We start from the raw sequence: 23,203 nt of genomic DNA, 5'->3' as shown, positions 1-23,203 counted from the left end.
CTGCCGCGGCAGGCGGTCCGAAGCGGTCCTTCAGCCTGCGCCGCAGGCGACGGACCGCGGCCCTGCGGGGAGACTCCGCGCCGCGCAGCGCGCTGCGGAGGGGCACAAGCCCGAGACGGAGCAGGAACGCATCCCAGCGCCGCCCCGAAGACCGGACGCTGCTCGGCCAGCGCCGACACCGGAGCAAGCGACCTGCCGCCTGGGTGCCGGCCCCCGGGCGGGCCGCGCATCGGGCGATGCCCGCATGGGCTGGATGGCCGCTTCCCGCCCATTGCAGCCGTTCCGGAGCCACTGCGAATTCTGCTTTTCTCCCCGCGCATGGTGCGTCCCGTCCAGGGCGCGTCCTAAAGCCCCGTCCGCCCCCGCAACTGCTGCTCCCGCATGAAGATGAACAACCCCGCCCCGATGATGACCGCCGCCCCCGCCATGGTCATCGGCCCGATCACCTCGCCGAAGAAGAGGTAGCCGAACAGCATCCCCCAGAGGATCAGCGTGTACTGGTAGGGTACCACCACCGAGGCCGGCGCCATCCGCAGCGCCTGGTTCACGCAGAGATTGCCGCTCAGCGAGCCGAGCCCGAGGCAGAGCATCAGCACGAGGTCGAGCGCCCCGGGCGGCGTCCAGCCCTGCACCAGCACCAGCACCGCGCCGAAGGCCAGCGCCGCCAGCAGCTGCGCCGTCATCAGCACCGTCCCCGGCGTGCCCGCCAGCTTGCGCGTGGCGACCATGAAGCAGGCATAGCTGAAGCTGCCCACCAGCGCGCAGGCGGCCCCGGCCGAGAAGGAGCCGGGCGAGGGCCCGAGCGCCAGCACCACCCCGCCGAAGCCGACCGCAACCGCCGTCCAGCGCCGCCAGCCCACCCGCTCGCCGAGCAGGAAGGGCGACAGCGCGGTGACGTAGATCGGCCCGGCCATGTAGTAGGTCATGACCTCCGCCAGCGGCAGCTCCGTCAGCGCCCAGAAGAAGAGCGAGCCCTCGAGCGTCGAGAAGGCGATGCGCAGCAGCTGCAGCCCGGGCCGCTGCGGCCGCAGGAAGGCCTCGGCCCCGGTCCGCCAGATGAAGGGCGCCATGAAGCAGAGCCCGGCGATGCTGCGGACGAGGAAGAGCTGCCCGACCGTATAGGCACCGACCAGCCACTTGCCGAGCGTGTCGTTGACGGCGAAGAGCAGCACGCCCAGCAGCATCATGGCGATGCCGCCGGTGGCGCCCACGGGCGCGGCGCCCAGGCGCAGGAATCCGGTTATGGCGATGGTCCACCCCTCGCGGCCCGTTCATCCCGGCTTGGCGGGGCCGCCCCGCAGCAAGTAGCCACGGGGCGCGCCGCTGCAAAGCCCCTCGCTGGCCTGGGCGGGTCAGTCCTGCCCTTGCCCCGCCTCCTCCTTCAGCCATGGCCAGCGCGCCAGCGCCACCGGGCTGTCCGGCGCATAGGCGAGGCAGCTCCCGAGCATCGCTGGCCGCTTCCGCCCCGCCGCGCCTCCCTCGGCCAGGATCCGCGCCGCCTCCTCCCGCTCGCGCCGGGCCCTGATCGGATAGAGCGTCTGGAAGGCGACCGTCGCCATCTGCCCGAGCAGCTCCCGCAGATGGGTGCAGCCCGCGACGCCGCCGACCTGCTCGTTCACCGCCCGGTTGAAGCCCGGCCCGATCCGCAGCCCCGCCAGCCGGGCGAAATTCGGCGCCGCCTGCGGGCAGACCGCGTAGGGCGTGAAGTCGGAGGCCGCCTCGCAGGCGACGATCTCCATGTCCTCCCGCACCGTCAGCCGCAGCCACATGCCGTGCAGCGCCTCGCCCGGCTCGATCGTGCCGCGGTCGTCGTTGAGGAAGGGGTAGGATTTCGTGTCGACCAGATGCGCCTCGATGTCGAACAGCCCGTCCTCCCGCCGGTAGCCGCGGATGTCGATCGCGCGCCGGTGCAGCGGCTCGCGCGGAGCAGGGGAGGGGAGGGGCATGGGCACCGGTTCCGTTGTGCAGCGCGGCATCATGCCATGAAGCGGCCGGGCCGGAGAAGCGAGCCGGCTCGGGGAAGCCCCGCCGCACCCCCTTGCCCCGCCGCCGCCCCGCGGTCCACAACACCGGCCACCCCGGAGCCCCGCGTGATCCAGAGCCCCGCCCATAGGTGCCCACCCTGCCCGTGATGAGCCGCACCCTCCGCTTCGCCATCGGCAGCGTCGCCGTCGCCGCCCTGGTGCTGGCGCTGAAGCTCGGCGCCTGGGCGCTGACCGGCAGCGTCGCCCTGCTGGCCGACGCGCTGGAGAGCGTGGTGAACGTCGCCGCCGCGACCGCCGCGCTCGTCGCCGTCCATTACGCGTCGATGCCGGCGGATGCCAACCACCCCTACGGTCATACCAAGGCAGAGTATTTCTCCGCCGTGCTCGAGGGCGCACTGATCGTCATCGCTGCCGTCGCCATCCTGCACGAGGCCTGGGGCGCCTGGCGCAGCCCCATCGTGCCGGAGCAGCCCGGCCTCGGCCTCCCCGTCTCGGCGCTGGCGACCGCGATCAATGCCGGCTGGGCCAGCCTGCTCTTCCGCCAGGGCCGCCGGGTCCGCTCGCCGGCGCTGCTCGCCGATGCCCGGCACCTGGTCGCCGATGTCGTCACCTCTCTCGGCGTCCTAGCGGGTGTCGCCCTGGTGGCGGTCACCGGCATCCTCTGGCTCGACCCGCTGCTCGCCGCGCTGACCGCGCTCAACATCCTCTGGTCCGGCGGCCGCCTAGTGCGCGAGAGCGTCAGCGGGCTGATGGACGAGGCGGTGGAGCCCGGCCTCCTCGCCCGCATCCGCGGCGCCGTCTCGACCCATGCCGAGGGCGCGATCGAGGCGCATGACCTCCGCACCCGCAGCGCCGGCCGCCTGACCTTCATCGAATTCCACCTGGTCGTCCCCGGGTCGATGAGCGTCGATGCGGCGCATGCCATCTGCGATCGCATCGAGGCGGCGCTGAAGGCGGAGATCGACGGCGCCACCATCACCATCCATGTCGAGCCGGAGGGGAAGGCCAAGCACCACGGCGTCCTGGTGCTGTGAGCGCGGCCGCCCGCCTCCCTCCTTCTGACCTGTCCTCTGGCCTGTCTTCTGGCCTGCCCCGGGCGGCGGCGACCTCCCTCGCGCTGCATGCCGCGGCGCTGGCGGCCATCCTCCTTCTCCTCAACCGCCCGAAGCATCCCGGCGCACCCGCCGAGCAGTCGGTCGAGGTCGTATGGCAGGAGCAGACCGGCACGGCGGAGGGCGAGCCTGCCCCGCCCGCCACGCCCGCCCAGCCGGAGCCGCCACCCCCGCCCCCGCCCGCCGCCGCCATCCCGCCGCCGCCGAGCCTCGCGCCCCCGCCGCCGCCGCTGGCCGCCCTGCTGCCCCCCGCTGCTACGCCGGATGCCGTCACCCTCCCGCCGCCGCCCGAGGATCACCCTCCGCCCGCCCCCGCCATATCCCCGCCCGCGCCGCCCCCGCCGCCGGCCGAGGTAAGAGCAGACCCCCCACCGGCACCGCCCGACGCCCCGCAACCGCAGGCCGAGGCTGAGCCCCTGCCCATGCCCCCGCCGGAGCCGCCGCCCCCGCCCGCGCCACGCCCCCGCCCGAGCCCCCCATCGCGCCAGGCCGCACTTGCCCCGGCCGCCTCGGCCGTCGCCCCGCCGCCCGCCGGCCCGGCGAGCCCGCAGCCGCTGACCACCGGCGCCGCCCCCGCCCTCGGCGCCATCACGCCCCCCGGCCTCGCCGAGGGCATCCGCAACCCCGATCCCGATTACCCCTACGAAGCCCGCCAGCGCGGCGAGCAGGGCGTCGTCGGCCTCGTCATCCGGGTGACGCCGAACGGCACCGTCGAGGATGTCCAGGTCGCCGCCAGCTCGGGCTTCCCCGCCCTCGACGACTCCGCCAGGCGCGCCGTGCGCCGCTGGCGCTTCCGCCCGGCGATGCGCGACGGCATCCCCATCTCGGGCAGCATCCGCACCGCCATCCACTTCCAACTGAACCGCTGAGGAACGCCGCCATGGTCAAGCTCGACGTCATCACCACCCGCGGCGGCGATCTGGGCGAGACCTCGCTCGGCGACGGCACCCGCCTCCGCAAGGATGCGCTCCGCATCGCGGCGATCGGCACGGTCGACGAGACGAATGCGACGCTCGGCCTGCTCCGCCTCCACACCGCGGGCGATGGCGAGATCGACCCGGTCCTCGCCCGCATCCAGAACGACCTGTTCGACCTCGGCGCCGATCTCTGCGTTCCCGGCGAGGCCGGCAGCCGCCTCCGCCTCGCCGCCGCGCAGACCGCCCGGCTGGAGCAGGAGGCCGCGGCGCTGAACGCCCTCCTCCCGCCGCTGACGAGCTTCGTCCTGCCTGGCGGCACCCCGGGCGCCGCGGCGGCCCATCTCGCCCGCACGGTCAGCCGCCGCGCCGAGCGCGTCACCGTTGCCCTCGCCACGGCCGAGGCCGTGAACCCAGAGGCGATCCGCTACCTCAACCGCCTTTCCGACCTGCTCTTCATCATCTCCCGCCGCCTGAACGGCAACGGGGCCGGCGACGTGCTCTGGGCCCCCGGCGCGACGCGCTGAGCGAGCCCTACTCCGCCTTGCCCGGCAGCGGCGCCATCGCCTCGAACACCCGGTCGCGCCGCACCAGCGCGTGGAAGAGCGCGCCGCCGACATGCAGCAGGATCACCGCGAAGAAGGCGTAGCCGAGAACCCGATGCGCCTGCCGCAGCAGCGCATAGAGGCCGAGGTCCTGCGGCAGGATCGGCGGCAGCCGCAGCCCCTCCCACAGCACGACCGGGTAGCCCTCGGCCGAGAGCATCCCCCAGCCCAGCAGCGGCATGGCGATCATCAGCGCATAGAGCCCGACATGGGAGAGATGCGCCGCCAGCCGCATCGGCTCCGGCAGGTCGGCCGGCAGCGGCGGCGCGCCTCGCCTGAGCCGGAGCGCCAGCCGCAGCACCGCCAGCAACAGGATGGCGATGCCGAGCGGCTTGTGGATGGAGACCAGCGCCAGGTAGCGGGTCGAGATCGTCGAGACCATGCCGACGCCGATGAACAGCATCGCCAGGATGCAGACGGCCATCGCCCAGTGGAGCAGCCGCTGCAGCGGGCTGAAGCGCGTGGCGCTCATGGGCGGCCTCCCTGGGCGGTGCGGGGGTACTGGGCGGCCTCGGCGGCGCGGCGTTCATAGGAGAGCGCATAGGCGGAGGCGCGCGCGGCGGGGAAGGGATCGGCCGAGACGCGCATGCCGGGCGGCAGCACCGTCGGGTCGTAGACCACGTCGCGGCAGGGCCCGTCCCGCTCCTCCTGCAGCGCCTGGACGGTCAGCGTGCCGACCTCGACCGTGCGGCGCTCCGCCGGCCAGGCCTTGGTCGGGTCGGCGACCGGGTCGCCCGGCTCGGCCACCGTCACCGCCATGGTCCAGCGCACCGGCCCCGCGGCGAGGCGGGCCCTGATCTCGTCGGTGAGGAAGTCCGGCGGCCGGCCGGCGAGCTGTTCCGGCGGCACCGGCACCGGCTTCGCCTCCGGCAGCATCGACCAGCGCACCGCATGATCCTGGCCCTCGGCATCGGTGAAGAGAAAGGCGTTGAGCGCGTGGTAGCTCTCCTCCGCATAGCTGCCGGTCCAAGGCGCGCGGCCCGCCCAGGCGCCGAAGGCGGCGAAGGTCGGGTGGGCGGCGGCGAAGGCCGGCACCGCCCCCGGCTCCTTGCTCCCCAGCGCGCGGAGCATGGCGTAGAACTCCTCCGGCGTGGCGACCGGGAAGAAGGGCGCGCTGAGCATGCCCATCCGCCATTCCGACCCGTCCGGCCCAGTAATGAGCAGGCTGAGGGCCCGCACCCGCGCCTTGCCGTCCGGCTCCGCCAGCTCGGTGGAGGCTAGGTTGAAGCGGCCGATCACCGGATAGGCGCCCGCCGCCAGCACCGGCGCGCGGGAGAGGGCGGCGCCGGCGCCGTTCGCCTGGAAGCTGCCGGTGAAGCAGAGGCCCTTTGCATGGTTGCGCCGGTGGCCGAGCGCCGGCCCCCCCGGCGGGCTCAGCGCGCCCACCACCCGCTCGCGCGACAGCCGCTCCGGCGAGAGCCAGCCGGCGGTATAGGCGAAGGCGGCCGCGCCCCCGCCCAGCACGGCGGCTATGATGACGAAGGCACCCAAGGGGACGCGCTGCCCATGCGGTGGCTGCATCCTGACCTCCTCCGGTAGCGGCGGGAACCGTTGCTGCCCGGCAGGATCACAGAAACGACGGCTGGCCGGAAGGCCCGCCCGCGGCGGGCGTCACCCCGGCTCGAACCCCAGCGCCCGGAGCCGCGCCCGCCCCGCCTCGCTCCCCAGCACCTCGAGGAAGGCCCCGACCGCCCGCCGCCCCGCCCGCGCCTCGGGCAGGAAGAAGTCATAATGCTCGTCGGCGAGCGGCGCGAAGCCCAGCCCATAGGCCTCGGCGACGCTGCGGATGGCCACCCCCCAATCCGCCCGGCCCTGCGCCACCGCCGCGGCGACGGCATTGTGCGACCTCGGCTGGTTGGCATAACCCGCCGGCCGCGCCCCGCCGAGCTGCCCGTCGAGCAGCATCCGCGTCCCCGATCCCGCATTCCGGTTGACCAGCAGCAGCCCGGGCTCCCCCGCCCCGCGCCGGACCGCCGCCGGCCCGTCCAGCCCCTCGAACCGCTCATCCCCGCGCCGGTGGACCACCCCCTGAACTCGCCGCCAGCCCGGCACCAGCCGCAGCCCCTCGACGAGGAACGACGTGTTGTAGGTCCCTGTCGCCGCATCCAGCAGATGCGCCGGCGCCAGGTCGCACTCCGCGCGCCTCGCCGCCGCCAGCCCGCCGAGGCTGCCGACGGCGAGGCTGCGTCCCCGGATGCCCTTCGCCGCCAGCAGGTCGAGGATCGCATCCAGCCCCGTGCAATGGCTGCCGATGATGGCGAGGTCGGGCAGCGGATGCGCGCCGCCGATCAGCCGCACCCGCTGCACCGTCCCCGCCGCCGCCCCCTGCTCCTCCGCCGGGATGGCGAAGAACCCATCCGCCTGCGAGAAGGCGGTGACGCTCCCCGAGCCCTTCCCCAGCGGCCAGGCCAGCAGCCGGCCGTGCGGATCCTCGCCGAGCGAGGCCATCACATACTCGACCCGCCCCGCCTCGCTCGGCATCCGGACGGCGAGCGAGGCCTCTACCACCGCCTCGGCCCGGGGCGGCAGCCCCGCCATCGCCCGGATCACCGGCACGGCGAATTCCTGGAAGGTGAAGACCGCGCTCGTCGGGAAGCCCGGCAGCACCACCACCGGCTTGGCGCCGACGGCGCCGAGGCAGAGCGGCTTCCCCGGCTTCAGCGCCACCCCATGCACAAGGACGCCCGGCGCCGGCAGCCGCGCCAGGATGCGGTGCGACACGTCCCCCGCGCCCTTCGAGGTCCCGCCCGACATCACCACCATGTCGGCAAGGTCGAGTGCCCGCCGCACCGCCGCCTCCAGCTCTGGCTCCTCGTCGCGGAAGATGCCGAGCGGCACCGGCTCGCCGCCATTCTCGGCCACCGCCGCGGCCAGGATCGCGGCGTTGCTGTCGTAGATCCCGCCCGGCGGCAGCGCCTCCCCCGGCGCCACCAGCTCATCCCCCGTCGAGAGGATGGCGACCCGCGGCCGCCGCACCACCGGCACCGTGGCGAGCCCGGCCGCCGCCAGCACCCCGATCTCCCGGCTGGTGATGGCGACACCGGCCCGCAGCACCGTCTCGCCGCGCGCGATGTCGCTGCCCGCGAAGGCGATCGCCTGCCCCGACACCGCCGGCCTGCGGATGAGCACCACCGGCCCCTCCGCCTCCTCCTCCGCCTCGGTCTGCTCTACCATGACGACCGCATCCGCCCCGCGCGGCACGACGCCCCCGGTGGCGATGGCCGTCGCCGTCCCCGGCCCGACCTCGATCCCCGGCGCCACCCCGCAGGCCAGCAGCTCCGCATTGAGCCGAAGCCTGCGCGGCGCCGCCTCGCTCGCGCCGAGCGTGTCCGCCGCCCGCACCGCGAACCCGTCCATCGAGGCGCGGTCGAAGGGCGGCGCATCGGCCGCCGCCCGCACCGGCCCCGCCGTCACCCGCCCGAGCGCCGCCGCCAGCGGCACCTCCTCCGCCGGCAACGGCGAGAGGTCGAGCGCCGCCTGGAAGCGCGCCATCGCGGCCTCGGCCGGCAGGACTTCGAGGAATTGCTCCTGCCGCGCGGCGCGGCGGATGCGGTCGAGGAGGCGGTCGGTCACGGGCGGGGCAGGCCTTCCTGCGGGGTGGGCGAGCGGTATAGCGGCCCGCGGCCCCGCTGTCCGCCCGGGCGCCGCATGGCGATTGTCAGCCCTCCGGCCGATGGGCCGCGAGGAAGGTGTCGACCGCCGCGGCGACGCGCGCCTCGAGCCCCTCCGCGCCCGCCCCGTCCTCGAGCCCGAGGGCCAGCCGGTAGTGCGACATGCCCTGCCACAGCCCCACCAGCTGCTCGGCCGCCGCCTCGGCGGAGCGGATGCGGATCTCCCCCTGCGCCGCCGCCGCCGCGAGGACGGCCGCGAGGTTGCGCAGCGTCACCGCCGGCCCGAGCTCGTAGAAGCGCCGCGCCAGGACCGGATGGCGCCGCAGGTCGCCGGCCAGCACCGACCAGAAGCTGACCACCTCCGGGCCCGCCAGGTAGCGCATCAGCCCCATCCCGAAGGCGAGCAGCCCCTCGCGCAGCGACATGCCCGGCGCGGGCGGCGCCTGGGTCTCCGCCAGCCGGTCCATCTCGCGCCGGATCGTCGCCTCGAACAGCGCATGCTTGTCCGGGAAGTGGCTGTAGAGCGTCACCCGGGAGACGCCGGCGCGGCGGGCGATGCGGTCGAGCGAGGCCGCCTGCACCCCCTCGGCGAGGAAGGCCCGCCAGCCGGCATCGAGGATCGCGGCCCGCTTGCCCTCGTCGCGTGGCCGCCCCGGCGGCGCCGTGGCCTTGAATTTCTGTACATCGTTGTTCATTATTAAGCCGGATGAAGCGGGCGGGGCGATGCGGGCGGAACCTGGGGTGCATTATGGCTTCGACGCGCCCGGCGTCATGCGGATACTGCTGGGTGCCGGGGCGCTCGGCCTCGGCCTGGCGGTGGCGGCGGCGCTGGCGCTCGACGGGTGGCTACGCGGCGTGGCGGGTTTCGCGGGCCTGGCCGCGCTCGGGCCGCTCGGCCTCGGCTGCGCCATGCTCGCTTATGGGCTGGCCGGCAAGCGCCGCATCCGCGACCTGATGATCGGCCGCATCGCCTGGCGCGGCGACGAGCAGGTGCTCGACATCGGCACCGGCCGCGGCCTGCTGCTGATCGCGGCGGCGAAGCGGCTGTCCCGAGGCGGCCATGCCACCGGCATCGACATCTGGCGCACCGAGGACCTGTCGGACAACGGTCCCGAGGCCCTGCGCCGGAATATCGCCGGGGAGGGGGTGGAGGACCGGGTCACGGTGCGGACCGCCGATGCCCGGCACCTGCCCTTCCCCGACGAGAGCTTCGACGTGGTGTTCTCGCTGTTCTGCATCCACAACATCGACGGCGAGCCAGCGCAGGCGGCGGCGCTGCGCGAGGTCGCCCGCGTCCTCAGGCCCGGCGGCCGCGCGCTGATCGGCGAATGGCTGCCGACCGGGCGCTATGCGGCGACGCTCTGGGATGCGGACCTCGTCATCGCCTCCTGCCGCTCGCAGGCCGGCCAGGCGCTCTCCCCGATGTGGATCGTCGAGGCGGCGAAGGCGCCGCGGCGCCCCGCCGCCGGGTGATCAGACGCCCTCCACCGCCACCACCGCCCCTGCCTCATATCCCTCGCGCTCCGGCGGCACGACGAGCACCCCCGCCGCCGCCCCCAGCGCTCCGACCGGCACCCCATCCGGCCCCAGCATCACCGCCTCGGTGAAGCCGATCGCCGAGGCCACCTTCCGCGCCAGCGCCACCCGCTGGCCGGCCGGCGCCACCCGCCCCGCCATCGCCCGGACCGCGGGCCGCCCGAGCAGCCACCATCCCGCCAGCATCCCGGCCGGATCCGGCGGCAGCAGCAGCGCCGGCACGCCGCCGACCAGCCCGACCGCCACCGCCTCGCCCGGCCGCATGGCGATGGCCGGGCACAGCACCCGCTCCGCCTCGCCCAGCGCGGCCAGCACCAGGCCGGCCCCCGCCTCGACCGGCACCGCCCCCTCCGCCCGCACCAGCGCCTCGAGCCCGGGCACCCCGCGCAGGGCCACCCGCGGCACCCGCACCGCGACCTCGGTCACGCCCGCAGCCTCCAGCACGAGGTCGAGCGGCGCGAGCAGCTGCCCCGCCTCCCGCAGCACCGCCCCTGCCGCCGCATCCTCGCCCGGCGGCCGCACGCCCTCGCCGGGCGCCACCGCCTCCAGCACCAGCGCGCCATCCCGCGCGAAGTCGGGCAGCACCGCATCCGTCCCCGCCGGCAGCGCCTCCCCCGGCGCGACCCGGGCGAGCCCCGGAAGGGGCACCGGCGCGTAGGGCCCGGCCCCCTCGGTCGCTGCCGCCGCGACGGCCCAGCCCTCCCGCAGCGCCACCGCCGCCGGCGGCACCGGCCCCTGCGCCCTGACCGGCGCCGCCAGCACATGCCCGATCGCCCGCGCCAGCGGCATGACCTGGGGCTCGACCGCCGCGCCCGGCAGCAGCGCCCGCGCCTCCGCCACCGGCGCCAGCCGCAGCGCCCCGCTCACCCCGGCCCCGCATGGTCAAAGGCGATCGACTTGACCAGCGCGAAGACCGCCATCCCCGGCGCCAGCCCGAGCTGGCCGACGCTGTCCCGCGTCACCCGCGCCAGCAGCACCGTCGACCCGACGCGCAGCCGCAGCATCGCCTCCGCCTCCCCCGCCGGGACGACCGCCTCGAGCTGCGCGGCCAGGATGTTGTGCATCGAGATCCCCCTCGGCGCCTCGAGCGCCACCGCCACGTCCCGCGCCCGGAGCCGCAGGCGGAGCCGCGCCCCGACCGCCAGCCCCGGCCGCTGCGCCGCCACCAGCTCCCCGCCCGCGAAGCCGAGTCGGGTCAGCCCCCGCGCCGCATCCTGCCCGACCACGGTGCAGGGGATCAGCGCTCCCGCATCCCGCCGCCGGGCGAGGGCAGGGAGGTCGGCCCGCGCCGCCAGCGCCTCCACGGGCCCCGCGGCCAGGACGCGCCCCGCCTCCAGCAGCACCAGCCGGTCGGCCAGCGCATCCACCTCATCCAGCGCATGGGTGACGTAGAGGATCGGCAGCCCCGCCGCATCGCGGAGCCGGGCGAGGAAGGGCAGCACCTCCGCCCGCCGTGCCGCGTCGAGCGCGGCCAGCGGCTCGTCCATCAGCAGCAGCCTCGGCCGGGCGAGCAGCGCCCGCCCGAGCGCCACCCGCTGCCGCTCCCCACCCGAGAGCCCCAGCGGCCGCCGCCCCAGCAACCCCCCGATCCCCAGCAGCCCGACCACCTCGTCGAAGCCGGGGCCCTGCGCCCCCCGCGGCGCCCGCCGCAGGCCGTAGCGCAGGTTGCCCTCGACGCTCAGATGCGGGAACAGCCGCGAATCCTGGAACACCACCCCGCAGCGCCGCCGCTCCGGCGCGACGGCCACCCTCCGCGCCGTATCGAGCAGCACCGCCCCGTCGAGCGCGACCCGCCCCGCCTCCGGCCTGAGCAGCCCCGCCACCGCCGCGAGGACGGTCGACTTCCCGCAGCCCGAGGGTCCGAACAGCGCCGTCACCCCAGCCTCCGGCGAGTCGAAGGCGACATCCAGCGCGAACCCGGGAAAGCGGTGCCGCAGCGCGACCTCCAGCATCAGCCCCGACCCAGCCAGCGCCCGAGCCGTCGCCCCAGCAGCTCCGCCAGCAGCAGCCCCAGGAGGGCGAGCGTGAAGGAGACGAGCGCCAGCCGCCCTGCCACCGCCTCGCCCCCCGGGCTCTGCGTCGCGCTGTAGATGGCGAGCGGCAGGGTCTGCGTCTCGCCCGGGATGTTGGAGGCGAAGGTGATCACCGCGCCGAATTCCCCGAGCCCCGCCGCGAAGGCCGTCACCGCCCCGGCCAGGATGCCCGGCGACATCAGGGGCAGCGTCACGCTGAGGAAGCGGTCGGCCGGCCCCGCGCCCAGCGTCCGCGCCGCCGCCTCCAGCCCGGGGTCGAGCCCCTCCAGCCCCAGCCGCACGCTGCGCACGATCAGCGGGAAGGACATCACGGCGGTGGCCAGCGCCGCCCCCTCGGTGGTGAAGACCAGGCGGAGGCCGAACCAGTCGTTCAGCGGCCCACCGATCGGCCCGCGCAGGCCGAAGAGCATCAGCAGCCCCCAGCCGACCACGACGGGCGGCACCACCAGCGGCAAGTGCACCAGCGCATCGAGCAGCATCCGCCCGGGGAAGCGTCCGCGCGCCAGCGCCCAGGCCACCAGCACCGCCGGCACCAGCGAGACCAGCACCGACCGCCCCGCCACGGCGAGGCTCAGCCGCACCGCACCCCATTCCTCCGGGGAGAGCATCATCCGCCGCCTTTCTCCGTTGCGCTGCACTACACGGAATGGTGCAGGCAATTGCGCATCCGTCGCATGGCCAGTGGCCGTAGCGCCGGCGCAAACCGGCCTTACCTCAGAGGCGACCATGACGGAAACCGCAACGCTTTCCCTAGGCCGCCCTCGGCCGCCCGGCCGCAACCCTCTGCGCGACGCCTTCCATGTCGCCGCCGACCGCATCGGCTGGCTCGACCGCCTCCGGCTGCGCCGCCACCTCCGCCGCATGATGCGCGACGCCCTCGGCTACACGCCGAACCTGCGCCGCCCGCAGAGCTTCAACGAGCGCATCGCCTGGAAAATCCTGCACGACCGCAACCCGCTGATCCCGCTGACCCTGGACAAGCTGGCCGTCCGCCCCTGGGCCGCCGAGCGCATCGGCTGGCACGCCATCACCCCGCTGATCGGCGTCTGGGACCGCCCCGGCGAGATTCCCTGGGACTCGCTCCCATGCCGCTTCGTGCTCAAGGCCAATCACGGCTCCGGCTACAACATCCTCGTTCCCGACAAGGACACGGCCTGCCGCCCCCGCATCCTCGCCACCGCCGAGGCCTGGCTCGCCGAGAATTACGGCGAGCGCACCGGCGAATGGGGCTACCGCAGCATCCGGCCGCGGCTGATGGTCGAGGAGTACCTGCCCGGCCCCGGCGACGGCCCGCCCGAGGACTACAAGCTCTACCTCTTCGGCGGCCGGCCGCACCTGCTCCAGGTCCATCTCAACCGCTTCACCGAGCGGAAATGCGACCTCTTCTACGACCCGCTGACCCTGGCCCCGCTGCCCTTCGGCCGCTTCCGCCCCGCCGACTGCCCGGACTTTCCGGGGCCTCCGCCGGAGGCGCGGGCGCTGTACGACCTCGCCATCCGCCTCGGCGCCGGGTTCGACGCCGTCCGCGTCGACTTCTACCTGATCGCCGGCCAGCCCCGCTTCGGCGAGATCACGCACTATTCCGGCGGCTCCGCCGTCCCCCTCGGCTCCATCAAGGAGGATTTCGCCCTGGGCGCGATCTGGGCCGAGGCCCAGCGAAAGCGGCCCGCTGCCCCATAGGCCGCCGCCCGCAGCATCAGGTGCCGGAGCCGGGCGAGCACGGGCAGCCCTTCCGGGCGCGGGTGCCCTCTCCCTGGCGCAGGATCGCCCGCGGGGCGCCCCCGTTCCCGCTGCGGACGGGCTGACAAGCCGCCCGCCCCCGTCCACTCTCGCCCGAGGAGGATCCGCGCCGTGAATCTCGCCCCGCTCGACACGCTCAGCCTCGAAACCCCGGCCCCGCATGTGCTGGTGGTGCGCCTCAACCGCCCCGAGGTCTCGAACGCGCTGAACACCCAGATGGGCCTCGACCTCCACGCGGTCTGGTCCGGCCTCTTCCAGGACCCGGGCGACATCCGCTGCGTCGTCTTCGCCGCGGCCGGCGAGCGCGCCTTCTGCGGCGGCGGCGACCTGAAGGAGCGCAACGGCATGACGGACGAGGCCTGGCGCCGCCAGCACGAGATCTTCGAGCGCGCCTTCTGGGCCCAGATCGACTGCCCCATCCCGATCATCGCCGCCGTTTCCGGCCATGCCTTTGCGGGCGGGCTCGAGATGGTCCTCGCCTCCGACTTCGCCTACGGCGTCGATACGGCGCGCTTCGCCCTCACCGAGGTCACGATCGGCATCATGCCCGGCGCCGGCGGCACCCAGACCCTGCCGCGCGTCGTCGGCGAGCGCCGCGCCAAGGAGATCATCCTGACGGGCAAGCCCTTCACCGCGCAGCAGGCCGCGGACTGGGGCATCCTCAACCGCGTCTGCGCGAGGGACGAGCTCTGGCCCGCGGTGATGGAGACGGCGACCGCCATCGCCGGCAACGCCCCGCTCTCCGTCCGCCAGGCCAAGAAGTCGATCCATTTCGGCCTGCAGATGGACATCCGCACCGCCCTTCGCTTCGAGATCGAGGCCTACAACCAGCTCGTCGGCACGGAGGACCGAATCGAGGGCATCCGCAGCTTCAACGAGAAGCGCCGGCCGGTCTTCAAGGGGCGCTGAGGCCATGCCGACCGAGAAGCACCCGGCCCTCGCCCCGCGCGGCATGGTCGTGACCAACCATCCGCTCGCCTCCGCCGCCGGGGCGGAGATGCTGGCGGCCGGCGGCAACGCCATCGATGCCGGCGTCGCCGCCCTCTTCGCGCTCACGGTGGTGGAGCCGATGATGGTCGGCCTGCTCGGCGGCGGCATGATGCATCTCCGCCTCCCCGATGGCAGCCACACCGTTCTCGACGGCCTCTCCGCCGTCCCCGCCGCCGGCCGGCCGGACATGTACCGCCCGCTCTCGCCGGACTGGCCCGCCGCGCTCGAGACCGAGGGCCGCGCCAATGCCCTGGGCCCGCTCGCCATCGCCACCCCCGGCAACCTCCTCGCCTGGTGCGAGGCGCTGCGCCGCCACGGCCGCCTGCCCCTCGCCGAGGTGATGCAGCCTGCCATCCGCCTCGCCGCCGAGGGCTTCCGCGTCACGCCCTACCTGGCCGAATGCATCGGCGAGGTCGCCGCCGACCTCGCCCTCGACCCGCCGATCGCCGCCCTCTTCCTCCCCGGCGGCCGGCCGCTGGCGGCCGGTGCCCGCCTCGTCCAGGCCGAGGCCGCCGCCACCCTTCGCCAGGTCGCGGCCGAGGGTCCTGCCGCCCTGCATGGCGGCCCGGTCGGCGCCGCGGTCGCCGCCCATGTCCAGCGCCTCGGCGGCCTCCTCACCGAGGCCGACCTCCGCGCCGCCCGCCTCGTCGAGCGCGCGCCCGTCCGCGGCACCTATCGCGGCGTCGAGGTGGTCGGGCCGCCGCCGCCCTCCTCCGGCGGCGTCCATGTCATCCAGATGCTGAACATCCTGGAGGGCTTCGACCTTCGCGCCGCGGGCTTCGGCACGCCCGGGACCTGCCACCTCCTGGCCGAGGCGCTGAAGATCGCCTTCGCCGACCGCGCCGCTGCGACCGCCGACCCCGACTTCGTCGCCGTCCCCGTCGAGCGCCTGCTCTCCAAGGACTATGCCGCGGAGCGCCGCGCCCTGATCGACCCGGCCCGCGCCCGCGCCTGGACCGCCGGCGTCGCGGCCGGCGAATCGCCCAACACCACCCACCTGACCGTCGCCGATGCTGAGGGCCACGTCCTCTGCGCGACCCACACCATCAACAGCCTCTTCGGCGCCCGCCTGCTGGTCCCGGGGACGGGGCTGATTCCCAACAACTACATGGCCCTCTTCGACCCGCGCCCGGGGCATGCCCTCTCCATCGCGCCGGGGAAGCGGATCACCACCAGCCAGGCCCCGCTCATCGCGCTCCGCGACGGCAGGCCCCTGGTCGCGCTTGGCCTCCCGGGCGGCCTGCGCATCTTCGGCAGCGCCATGCAGGCGCTCATCGCGCTCATCGACCATGGCATGAGCCTGCAGGAGGCGGTGGAGGCCCCCCGCCTCTGGACCCAGGGCCAGGCGCTGGAGGTCGAGCCCGCCATCCCAGAGGCGACCCGCGCGGCGCTCGCGGCCATGGGCCATGACGTGACGCCGCTGCCCCATATCGGCGGCGGCATGGCGGCGATCCGCTTTCACCCGGACGGCCTGCTGGAGGGCGCCGCCTGCTGGCGCGCCGATGGCACGGCGATGGGCATGGGCGGCGGCCTCGCCCGGGCGGGCGCCCGCTTCTGGCCCGACGCGCCGCGGCGCTGACGCCCGCTGGAGAAGGCCATCCCGCCGAAGGCCGAAGGGCCTTCCGGAACCCCGGGATAGGCGGGTCTCTCCCGCGTCGGGCGAACGGTCCTGTTGCCTTCGCAGGCTCACCGCAGGAAGCCCAACCCAATCCCGCGGTGGATGGAGCCGTCCCGGCCGCCGCGATCTTGCGCTTTCGGATTGATCGGGCGAAGCGCCTCCGGCTAACTGCTCCGGGGCACCGCCTCGTTCACCGTCCGCCTTGCCGCACCGCCCGTCCCGATCCGCCGCGCCGCCTCCAGGGCCCCATCGATGAGCTTTCCGCCCAATGCCAGGCTGGCCATGGCCTTCATGCTGGCCCTCGTCTTCGCCTGCCTGCTCGGCATGCTCTGGCGCCGCGAGCGGCGCCAGGCGGCGTTGCGCGAGTGGAGCCTCGCCTTCATCCTCATCACCATCGGCGTGTCGCTGCGCGCGGGGCCCGCCCTGCTCTCGGACTGGACGCGCATCGCCGCCAGCAACACGGTGATCATCCTCGCCTTTGCCGGCTTCTGGGCCGGCGCCCGCATCTTCCACGGCCGCCGGACCCCGGCCGCCCTCCGCTTCGGCGGCACGCTGCTCTGGCTCGCCCCGCTGCCCTGGGTGATGGACCGGCTGGACCTCCGCGTCCCCATCATCACCGGCCTCGTCGGCGTCTATGCCCTGCTCACCGCCTGGGAATTCGCCCGCGGCCTGCGGCAGGACCGGCTGCCCTCCCACGGCCCGCTCGCCGCCCTCTTCGCCGCCTTCGGCCTGATCTCGCTGGCCCGCATCCCCTTCACCCGCTGGCTCGGCTTCGAGGGCACCGGCCCCAACGGCCTGCCGATCGCCCTCTGGAACGACGTCATCGCCGTCATCGTCCTGGCCTGCTTCTCCGGCATCGCGGTGATGCTGGTGGCCCTCAGCCACGAGCGGGCGGAACGCCTCTCCACCCTGCGCCTCACCGCCGCCCGGGACCGGGCCGATGCCGCCAGCCGCAACAAGACGCGCTTCCTCGCGCGGATGAGCCACGAACTGCGCACCCCGCTGAACGCGGTCTACGGCATGGCCCAGGTCCTCGCCGCGGACCCGAGCCTCGGCGCCGCGCAGCGCGAGCAGGCCCGCCTCCTGGTCGAGGCCGGCAGCCACCTCCTGGCCATCGTGAACGACGCCCTCGACCTCGCCCGCGTCGAGGCCGGCCGCCTCGACTTGGCGCCGGAGCCCATCCCCCTGCCGGAGACGCTGCGCGCCACCCTCGCCCTGGTCGCGGCCGCGGCGGCGGCGAAGCAGCAGAACCTCCGCTTCGAGGCCAGGGAGCCGCTCCCCGCCATGGTCGTCGCGGACCCGCTGCGGCTGCGGCAGATCGCCATGCACCTGCTCGGCAACGCCACCAAGTTCACCCCGCCCGGCGGCCGCATCGTCCTCTCGGCCGCCTGGGAGACCGGCGAACTCCGCCTCGACGTCACCGATACCGGCCCCGGCCTGCCCCCCGAGGTGCTGGCGAACCTCTTCGGCGACGTCATCCAAAGTGGAGGCCCAGGGAAAGGCCCAGAAAAGGGGCAGGGGCCCGGCGGCGAGGGACCGGGCCTCGGCCTCGCCATCTGCGCGGCGCTGGCCCAGGCGATGGGCGGCACCCTCCACCATGCCCCCGGCCCCGGCGGCACCGGCGCCCGCTTCACCCTGACCCTGCCCGCGCCCGACCTGCCGCGCGAGCCGGAGCGCCCGCTTCGCCTCCTTGTGGTCGATGACGTGACGGTCAACCGCAAGGTCGCCCGCGCCCTGCTGGAGCCCGCCGGTCACAGCGTCGAGGAGGCCGCCGACGGCTTGGCCGCGCTCGCCGCCCTGCAATCCGCCCCCTTGCCCGATGCGGTGCTGATGGACGTGCACATGGAGCCGGTCGACGGCCTCGCCGCCACGCGGATGATCCGCGCCCTCGAGGGCGAGGCTGCCCGCATCCCCATCATCGCCCTCACCGGCAGCATCGAGGCCGAGGAGGTGGCGGCCTGCCACGCCGCCGGCATGGACGGCCACCTGGCGAAGCCGATCGAGCGCGCCGCCCTCCTCGCCGAGCTTGCCCGCGTCACCGCGGCGCGCCGCCTGCAGGCCGCCGATGAGAGGCTCGCCTGAGGCCTAGGCGCGGGCGCCTCGCCGCGACACTCTCCTCGCAGCCGGGAGGGGGAAGGGCGTGCCGCCACGCATCGTCATGATGGACAGCGCGCTCAGCGCGGCCGGGATCGCCCGGGAGCTCGCGCCGCCGGAGATGGAGCTGGTCGTCGCCCCCTTCGGCAGCGAGGCCTTCAAGGCGGCGATCGGCGGGGCGGAGTACCTGGTCGGCTTCGGCAACCGGGCGATCAATGCCGGCTTCTACCGGACGGCGCCGCGGCTGAAGCTTTTCCAGCTCCTATCCGCCGGCTACGACACCGTCGACATCGAGGCGGCGCGGGCGGCCGGCATCCCTGTCTGCAACAATGGCGGCGCCAATTCCACGGCGGTTGCCGAGCATGCGCTGATGCTGATGCTCGCCGCCTGCCGCCGCCTGGTCTGGCAGCACGAGAGCGTCGTCGCCGGCCGCTGGCGCGGCAACGATCCCGGCGGGGTGAGGCTCTACGAACTGCGCGACAAGGTGCTCGGCATCGTGGGGCTGGGGGCCATCGGCCGGAAGGTGGCGCGGCTGGCCAATGCCTTCGGGATGACGGTCCACTACTACGACATCCGCCGCGTCTCCGAGGCGGAGGAGGATGCGCTCGGCGTCCGCTTCAAGCTGCTCGGCGAGATCCTGCGGGGCAGCGACATCGTCTCGCTGCACGTGCCGCTGACGCCGGCGAGCCGGCACATGATCGGCGCGGCCGAGCTCGCGCGGATGAAGCCCTCGGCCTACCTGATCAATACCTGCCGCGGCCCGGTGGTGGACGAGCCGGCGCTGGCGGCAGCGCTGGAGGCCGGCACCATCGCCGGCGCCGGCCTCGACGTCTTCGACCAGGAGCCGCCGGCGGCGGACAACCCGCTCTTCCGCCTGAAGAACGTGGTGCTGACGCCCCATTTCGCGGGCCCGACCTGGGACAACCAGCAGGCCCGCTTCCGCAACGCCTTCGACAACTGCCAGCGCGTGGCGCGCGGGGATGCCCCTCTCTGGGTCATCCCCGAACTCGCGGGCTAGCCCTGATAGGCGACGGTCCGCTGGGTCTGCTCGCCGAGGCCCTCAATGCCGAGCCTCATCGTCTGCCCCGCCTTGAGGAAGATCGGCGAGGGCTTCTGGCCGAGGCCGACGCCCGGCGGCGTGCCGGTGAAGATCACGTCGCCCGGATGCAGGGTGATCATGCCCGAGACGTAGGAGACGATGGTCTTCACGCCGAAGATCATGGTGCGCGTGCTGCCGTCCTGCATGCGCTGGCCGTCCACCTCGCAGAACATGCTGAGGTTCTGCGGGTCCGGCACCTCGTCCTTGGTGACGAGCCAGGGGCCGACCGGGCCGAAGGTGTCGCAGCCCTTGCCCTTGTCCCAGGCGCCGCCGCGCTCGATCTGCCACTCGCGCTCGGAGACGTCGTTGCCGACCGCATAGCCGGCGACGTGGTCGAGGGCCTGGTCCTCGCTCACGCACTTGGCCTTCGTGCCGATGACGATGCAGAGCTCCACCTCCCAGTCGGATTTCTGCGAGTTCCTCGGGATGATCACGTCGTCATTCGGGCCGCACAACGCACCGAGCGACTTGAGGAAGACGATCGGCTCCTTCGGCACCGGGGCGCCGGTCTCGGCCGCATGGTCGGCGTAGTTGAGGCCGATGCAGATGAGGTTCTTCATGCCCGCGACGGGCGGGCCGAGGCGCGGGCTGCCGGGCACGACGGGCAGCGTCGACGGGTCGATGCCGGCGAGCTTCGAGAGCCCGGCGGCGGAGAGCGCCTCGCCGGCCAGGTCGGGGATGATGCCCGAGAGGTCGCGGATGGTGCCCGAGGCATCGAGCATGCCCGGTTTTTCCTGGCCCTCGGGGCCGTAGCGCAGCAGCTTCATGGATGTCTCCTTGCGACCCTTCGCGCTGGCGCAAAGGGTTGGTGTGGCGGCTTTGCGCCGGCGCGCAAACTAAAGAGTCCAGCCGCCGTCGATGACGACGGCCTGGCCGGTGACGAAGGTGCTCTCGGGGGCGGAGAGGTAGACGACGAGCGCCGCCATCTCCTCCGCCGTGGCGAGGCGGCCCATGGCCTGGCGCGAGACGAAGGCAGCCCGCGCCGCCTCCTCGCTGCCGGCGGCCGCCGCATTGGCGGCGATGCGGTCGCCGAGGCTCGGCGTGTCGACCGTGCCCGGGCAGAGGCAGTTGCAGCGGATGCCGCGCGTCACGTACTCGGTGGCGACGGATTTCGTCAGCCCGATCACCGCCGCCTTGGTGGTGCCGTAGAGGAAGCGGTTCGGCGCCCCCTTCACCGAGGAGCAGGCGGAGGACATGTTGACGATCACGCCGCCGCCCTGGCCGAGCATGCCCGGCAGCGCGGCGCGGATCGTCTGCCACATGGCGCGGACATTCAGCGCGAAGCCGAAATCCCACTCCTCATCGGTGCAGGTCTCGACGGTGTTCTGGTGGACGAAGCCGGCGCAGTTGAACAGGACGTCGAGCGGGCCGGCCTGCTGGATGGCGGCGGCGACGGCGGCATCGTCGAGCACGTTGAGCGCCATCGTCTCGATGCCCGCGGCCTCGAGCCCGGCGAGCTTCTCGGCACTGAGATCGGTGGCGACGACGCTGGCGCCTTCCGCCGCATAGGCGAGGGCAGAGGCCCGGCCGATGCCCTGGCCGGCTGCCGTCACGAAGCATCGCTTGCCTGCCAGCCTGCCCGCCATGATGTGCCCCCGTCCTGCGGGGGGTCATGATCACGGCCGGGCGGCCGGCGTCAACCCGGGGGGCGGCTCAGCGAGGCTGGCTGCTGGCGATGGCGATGCGCCGGGCCGGCGGGTTGCGCGGGTAGGCGAAGGGCATGGACGGCGCGGCATCCGGCACGCGGGACGCCTCGGCGGTCGCGGGCGCATAGACGGAGACGCGGGCATTCTGCGCCATGGTCCGGCTCTCCTCGGAGCTGCGATCCTGCTGGGCGAGGGCAGGCGCAGCCAGGCCGAACAGCAGCACGGCGGCCAACGGCATGATCGGGTTGCGCATGGGTATCTCTCCTCGGTGGCCGATCCGCTGGCCGGCCGTTGCGGAGAGAGATAGGGCTGCTGCGGCGCAGCGCAAATCCTAAAGCATGGATGCGCCCCATTCATGAAACGGATGGAGCGCATCCGGCTCAGTGGTTGTGGCGGCTCTCGCCCCGGGTGTTGAGCACGTCGAGATAGAGCGTCGCCGGCTCCAGGCAACCGCCGGTGCCGAGCTGCCCGACCATGCTGCGCTGGATCTCCTCCCACGGGGTCTTGTTGACCAGCTTGGGCGGCTGCCAAGCGGCGCGGCGGGCGGCGAGTTCGGCCTCGGGGATCAGCAGGTCGACCTTGCGGGTGTTGAGGTCGATGCGGATCGGGTCGCCCGACTTCAGCAGGGCGAGGCCGCCGCCCACCGCCGCCTCGGGCGAGACGTTGAGGATGGAGGGGCTGGCCGAGGTGCCGCTCTGCCGCCCGTCGCCCATGGTCGGCAGGCTGTCGATGCCGGCCTTCAGCAGCGCAGCCGGCGGCTGCATGTTCACCACCTCGGCGCTGCCCGGGTAGCCGACCGGGCCGCAGTTGCGGATGACGAGGACGGTGTGCTCGTCGATGCCGAGGGCGGGGTCGTCGAGCCGGTCGTGGTAGTCCTCCGGCCCCTCGAAGACGACGACCTTGCCCTCGAAGACATTCGTCGGGTTCGACAGGAAGCGGTTGCGGAAGGCCTTGTCGATCACCGAGATCTTCATCACCGCGCTGTCGAAGATGTTGCCCGACAGGATGGCGAAGCCGGCGCGCTCCTTCAGCGGGACGCTGTAATGGCGGATCACCTCGCGGTCCGGCTCCTCCAGCATCTCGACATTGGAGGCGAGGCTGCGGCCGGTGACGGTCATCACCCCGCCATGCAGCTTGCCGGCATCGAGCAGCTCCTTCATCACCGCGGGCACGCCGCCGGCGCGGTGGAAGGCCTCGCCGAGGAAGCGCCCGGCCGGCTGGCAGTCGACCAGCAGCGGGATGTCGTGGCCGATGCGGTCCCAGTCCTCGATCTTCAGCTCGACGCCCATGTGCCGCGCGATGGCGATGATGTGCGGCGGGCAGTTGGTGGAGGCGCCGAGGGCGGAGGCGGCGACGATCGAATTCTCGAAGGCCTCGCGCGTCATGATGTCGGAGGGGCGCAGGTTCTCGTGCACCATCTCGACGATGCGGCGGCCCGTCGCATGCGCCATCTGGCCACGCTCGCGGTAGGGGCCGGGGATGGCGGCGCAGCCGGGCAGCGACATCCCGAGCGCCTCGGCCAGCGAGTTCATCGACAGCGCCGTGCCCATGGTGTTGCAATGGCCGACGCTGGTGGAGCTGCTGGCGACCAGCTCCATGAAGCCGTCATAGTCGATCTTGCCCTCGGCGAGAAGCTTGCGGCCTTCCCAGACGATGGTGCCGCTGCCGGTCAGCCGCCCCTTCCAGTGGCCGTCCAGCATCGGCCCGCCGGAGAAGACGATGGCGGGGATGTTGACCGTCGCCGCGCCCATCAGCACCGCGGGTGTCGTCTTGTCGCAGCCGGCGGTGAGCACGACGCCGTCCATCGGGTAGCCGTGCAGGATCTCGACCAGCGAGAGATAGGCGAGGTTGCGGTCGAGCGCCGCGGTCGGGCGCTTGCCGGTCTCCTGGATCGGGTGGATCGGGAATTCGAGCGGGATGCCGCCGGCATCGCGGATGCCGGCCTTGATGCGCTCGGCGAGCGCCAAGTGGTGGCGGTTGCAGGGGGCGATGTCGCTGCCGGTCTGGGCGATGCCGATGATCGGCTTGCCGGATTGCAGCTCGCCGCGGGTCAGGCCGAAATTGAGGAAGCGCTCGACATAGAGCGCGGTCATGCCCGGGTCCTCCGGGTCGTCGAACCAGCGCTGGCTGCGCAACTTGAAGGACTTCTTGGTCTGGTCGGAACTGGCCATGGCGATTACTCCCGCTGCCGTGAACGTCGTGCCGCGGACCTTCCCTGTC

At 73.9% G+C, this 23,203-nt stretch carries 22 protein-coding genes; 9 read left to right on the top strand and 13 right to left on the bottom strand.

The features are described 5' to 3' along the window. Positions 1-344 precede the first annotated feature (344 nt). Both AC5JJ1_RS02965 and AC5JJ1_RS02960 read right to left on the bottom strand, forming a co-directional pair. Positions 345-1,211: a DMT family transporter gene (locus tag AC5JJ1_RS02965; protein ID WP_495783628.1), complete on the bottom strand. Its 867-nt coding sequence runs from the start codon at positions 1,209-1,211 to the stop codon at positions 345-347. Between the two features lie 141 nt (positions 1,212-1,352). Further along, on the bottom strand, positions 1,353-1,946 hold the full coding sequence (locus AC5JJ1_RS02960) for a DUF2889 domain-containing protein (protein WP_495783627.1): 594 nt from the start codon (positions 1,944-1,946) through the stop codon (positions 1,353-1,355). A 185-nt stretch (positions 1,947-2,131) separates the two neighbouring features. Between AC5JJ1_RS02960 and AC5JJ1_RS02955 the strand changes: the two genes are divergently transcribed. From AC5JJ1_RS02955 to AC5JJ1_RS02945, 3 genes are read left to right on the top strand one after another with little or no spacing between them, the layout of a single operon-like run. Then, on the top strand, positions 2,132-3,019 hold the full coding sequence (locus AC5JJ1_RS02955; protein WP_495783626.1) for a cation diffusion facilitator family transporter: 888 nt from the start codon (positions 2,132-2,134) through the stop codon (positions 3,017-3,019). Then, a complete protein-coding gene (locus AC5JJ1_RS02950) occupies positions 3,016-3,966 on the top strand; it encodes an energy transducer TonB (protein ID WP_495783625.1) in 951 nt (316 codons plus the stop codon). The genes AC5JJ1_RS02955 and AC5JJ1_RS02950 overlap by 4 nt, the downstream gene beginning before the upstream one ends. Positions 3,967-3,977: 11 nt before the next feature. Further along, positions 3,978-4,538, top strand: coding sequence for a cob(I)yrinic acid a,c-diamide adenosyltransferase (locus AC5JJ1_RS02945; RefSeq protein ID WP_495783624.1), 561 nt, complete (start codon positions 3,978-3,980; stop codon positions 4,536-4,538). A gap of 7 nt (positions 4,539-4,545) precedes the next feature. Here AC5JJ1_RS02945 and AC5JJ1_RS02940 read toward each other — a convergent pair whose 3' ends face one another. The 4 genes from AC5JJ1_RS02940 to AC5JJ1_RS02925 all read right to left on the bottom strand — a co-directional run bounded on the left by AC5JJ1_RS02940 (position 4,546) and on the right by AC5JJ1_RS02925 (position 8,922). After that, positions 4,546-5,088, bottom strand: coding sequence for a cytochrome b (locus AC5JJ1_RS02940; RefSeq protein ID WP_495783623.1), 543 nt, complete (start codon positions 5,086-5,088; stop codon positions 4,546-4,548). Continuing rightward, entirely contained in the window at positions 5,085-6,137 is a 1,053-nt protein-coding gene (locus AC5JJ1_RS02935; RefSeq protein ID WP_495783622.1) for a catalase family peroxidase, read from the bottom strand. The genes AC5JJ1_RS02940 and AC5JJ1_RS02935 overlap by 4 nt, the downstream gene beginning before the upstream one ends. Positions 6,138-6,227: 90 nt before the next feature. Then, positions 6,228-8,189: a molybdopterin biosynthesis protein gene (locus tag AC5JJ1_RS02930; protein WP_495783621.1), complete on the bottom strand. Its 1,962-nt coding sequence runs from the start codon at positions 8,187-8,189 to the stop codon at positions 6,228-6,230. An 85-nt stretch (positions 8,190-8,274) separates the two neighbouring features. Further along, positions 8,275-8,922: a TetR/AcrR family transcriptional regulator gene (locus tag AC5JJ1_RS02925; RefSeq protein ID WP_495783620.1), complete on the bottom strand. Its 648-nt coding sequence runs from the start codon at positions 8,920-8,922 to the stop codon at positions 8,275-8,277. A 28-nt stretch (positions 8,923-8,950) separates the two neighbouring features. Between AC5JJ1_RS02925 and AC5JJ1_RS02920 the strand changes: the two genes are divergently transcribed. After that, the gene (locus AC5JJ1_RS02920; protein WP_495783619.1) at positions 8,951-9,700 is read left to right on the top strand and encodes a class I SAM-dependent methyltransferase; all 750 of its coding nucleotides are present in this window, start codon (positions 8,951-8,953) and stop codon (positions 9,698-9,700) included. Here AC5JJ1_RS02920 and AC5JJ1_RS02915 read toward each other — a convergent pair whose 3' ends face one another. From AC5JJ1_RS02915 to modB, 3 genes are read right to left on the bottom strand one after another with little or no spacing between them, the layout of a single operon-like run. Then, positions 9,701-10,630, bottom strand: coding sequence for a MoeA family protein (locus AC5JJ1_RS02915; protein ID WP_495783618.1), 930 nt, complete (start codon positions 10,628-10,630; stop codon positions 9,701-9,703). Then, on the bottom strand, positions 10,627-11,715 hold the full coding sequence (gene modC / locus AC5JJ1_RS02910) for a molybdenum ABC transporter ATP-binding protein (protein WP_495783617.1): 1,089 nt from the start codon (positions 11,713-11,715) through the stop codon (positions 10,627-10,629). Before modC ends, AC5JJ1_RS02915 begins: the two co-directional genes overlap by 4 nt. Then, complete coding sequence (modB, locus tag AC5JJ1_RS02905; RefSeq protein WP_495783616.1) at positions 11,715-12,407, bottom strand: molybdate ABC transporter permease subunit; 693 nt, start codon at positions 12,405-12,407, stop codon at positions 11,715-11,717. The genes modC and modB overlap by 1 nt, the downstream gene beginning before the upstream one ends. 115 nt (positions 12,408-12,522) lie before the next feature. Between modB and AC5JJ1_RS02900 the strand changes: the two genes are divergently transcribed. The 5 genes from AC5JJ1_RS02900 to AC5JJ1_RS02880 all read left to right on the top strand — a co-directional run bounded on the left by AC5JJ1_RS02900 (position 12,523) and on the right by AC5JJ1_RS02880 (position 19,256). Continuing rightward, entirely contained in the window at positions 12,523-13,476 is a 954-nt protein-coding gene (locus AC5JJ1_RS02900; RefSeq protein WP_495783615.1) for an ATP-grasp fold amidoligase family protein, read from the top strand. A 171-nt stretch (positions 13,477-13,647) separates the two neighbouring features. Further along, complete coding sequence (locus AC5JJ1_RS02895; RefSeq protein WP_495783614.1) at positions 13,648-14,445, top strand: enoyl-CoA hydratase/isomerase family protein; 798 nt, start codon at positions 13,648-13,650, stop codon at positions 14,443-14,445. Between the two features lie 4 nt (positions 14,446-14,449). Then, a complete protein-coding gene (ggt, locus tag AC5JJ1_RS02890) occupies positions 14,450-16,105 on the top strand; it encodes a gamma-glutamyltransferase (protein ID WP_495783613.1) in 1,656 nt (551 codons plus the stop codon). A gap of 291 nt (positions 16,106-16,396) precedes the next feature. Further along, a complete protein-coding gene (locus AC5JJ1_RS02885; protein WP_495783612.1) occupies positions 16,397-18,226 on the top strand; it encodes an ATP-binding protein in 1,830 nt (609 codons plus the stop codon). 58 nt (positions 18,227-18,284) lie between these two features. Further along, on the top strand, positions 18,285-19,256 hold the full coding sequence (locus AC5JJ1_RS02880; RefSeq protein ID WP_495783611.1) for a 2-hydroxyacid dehydrogenase: 972 nt from the start codon (positions 18,285-18,287) through the stop codon (positions 19,254-19,256). Here the strand turns inward: AC5JJ1_RS02880 and AC5JJ1_RS02875 are convergent. The 4 genes from AC5JJ1_RS02875 to AC5JJ1_RS02860 all read right to left on the bottom strand — a co-directional run bounded on the left by AC5JJ1_RS02875 (position 19,253) and on the right by AC5JJ1_RS02860 (position 23,154). Continuing rightward, entirely contained in the window at positions 19,253-20,104 is an 852-nt protein-coding gene (locus AC5JJ1_RS02875) for a fumarylacetoacetate hydrolase family protein (RefSeq protein WP_495783610.1), read from the bottom strand. The two genes, AC5JJ1_RS02880 and AC5JJ1_RS02875, sit on opposite strands and share 4 nt — an antisense overlap. Before the next feature lie 69 nt (positions 20,105-20,173). Then, positions 20,174-20,923 carry an SDR family oxidoreductase gene (locus tag AC5JJ1_RS02870; RefSeq protein WP_495783609.1) on the bottom strand — a complete coding sequence of 250 codons (750 nt, stop codon included), beginning with the start codon at positions 20,921-20,923 and terminating at the stop codon, positions 20,174-20,176. A gap of 67 nt (positions 20,924-20,990) precedes the next feature. Beyond that, positions 20,991-21,236, bottom strand: a complete 246-nt coding sequence (locus tag AC5JJ1_RS02865; protein WP_495783608.1) for a hypothetical protein — start codon at positions 21,234-21,236, stop codon at positions 20,991-20,993. A gap of 127 nt (positions 21,237-21,363) precedes the next feature. Beyond that, positions 21,364-23,154 carry an IlvD/Edd family dehydratase gene (locus AC5JJ1_RS02860; protein ID WP_495783607.1) on the bottom strand — a complete coding sequence of 597 codons (1,791 nt, stop codon included), beginning with the start codon at positions 23,152-23,154 and terminating at the stop codon, positions 21,364-21,366. Positions 23,155-23,203 lie beyond the last annotated feature (49 nt).

Source organism: Belnapia sp., from assembly GCF_059504005.1.
The sequence above is the reverse complement of the archived record's forward strand: the minus strand, read 5'-3'. Positions and strand labels throughout refer to the sequence as shown.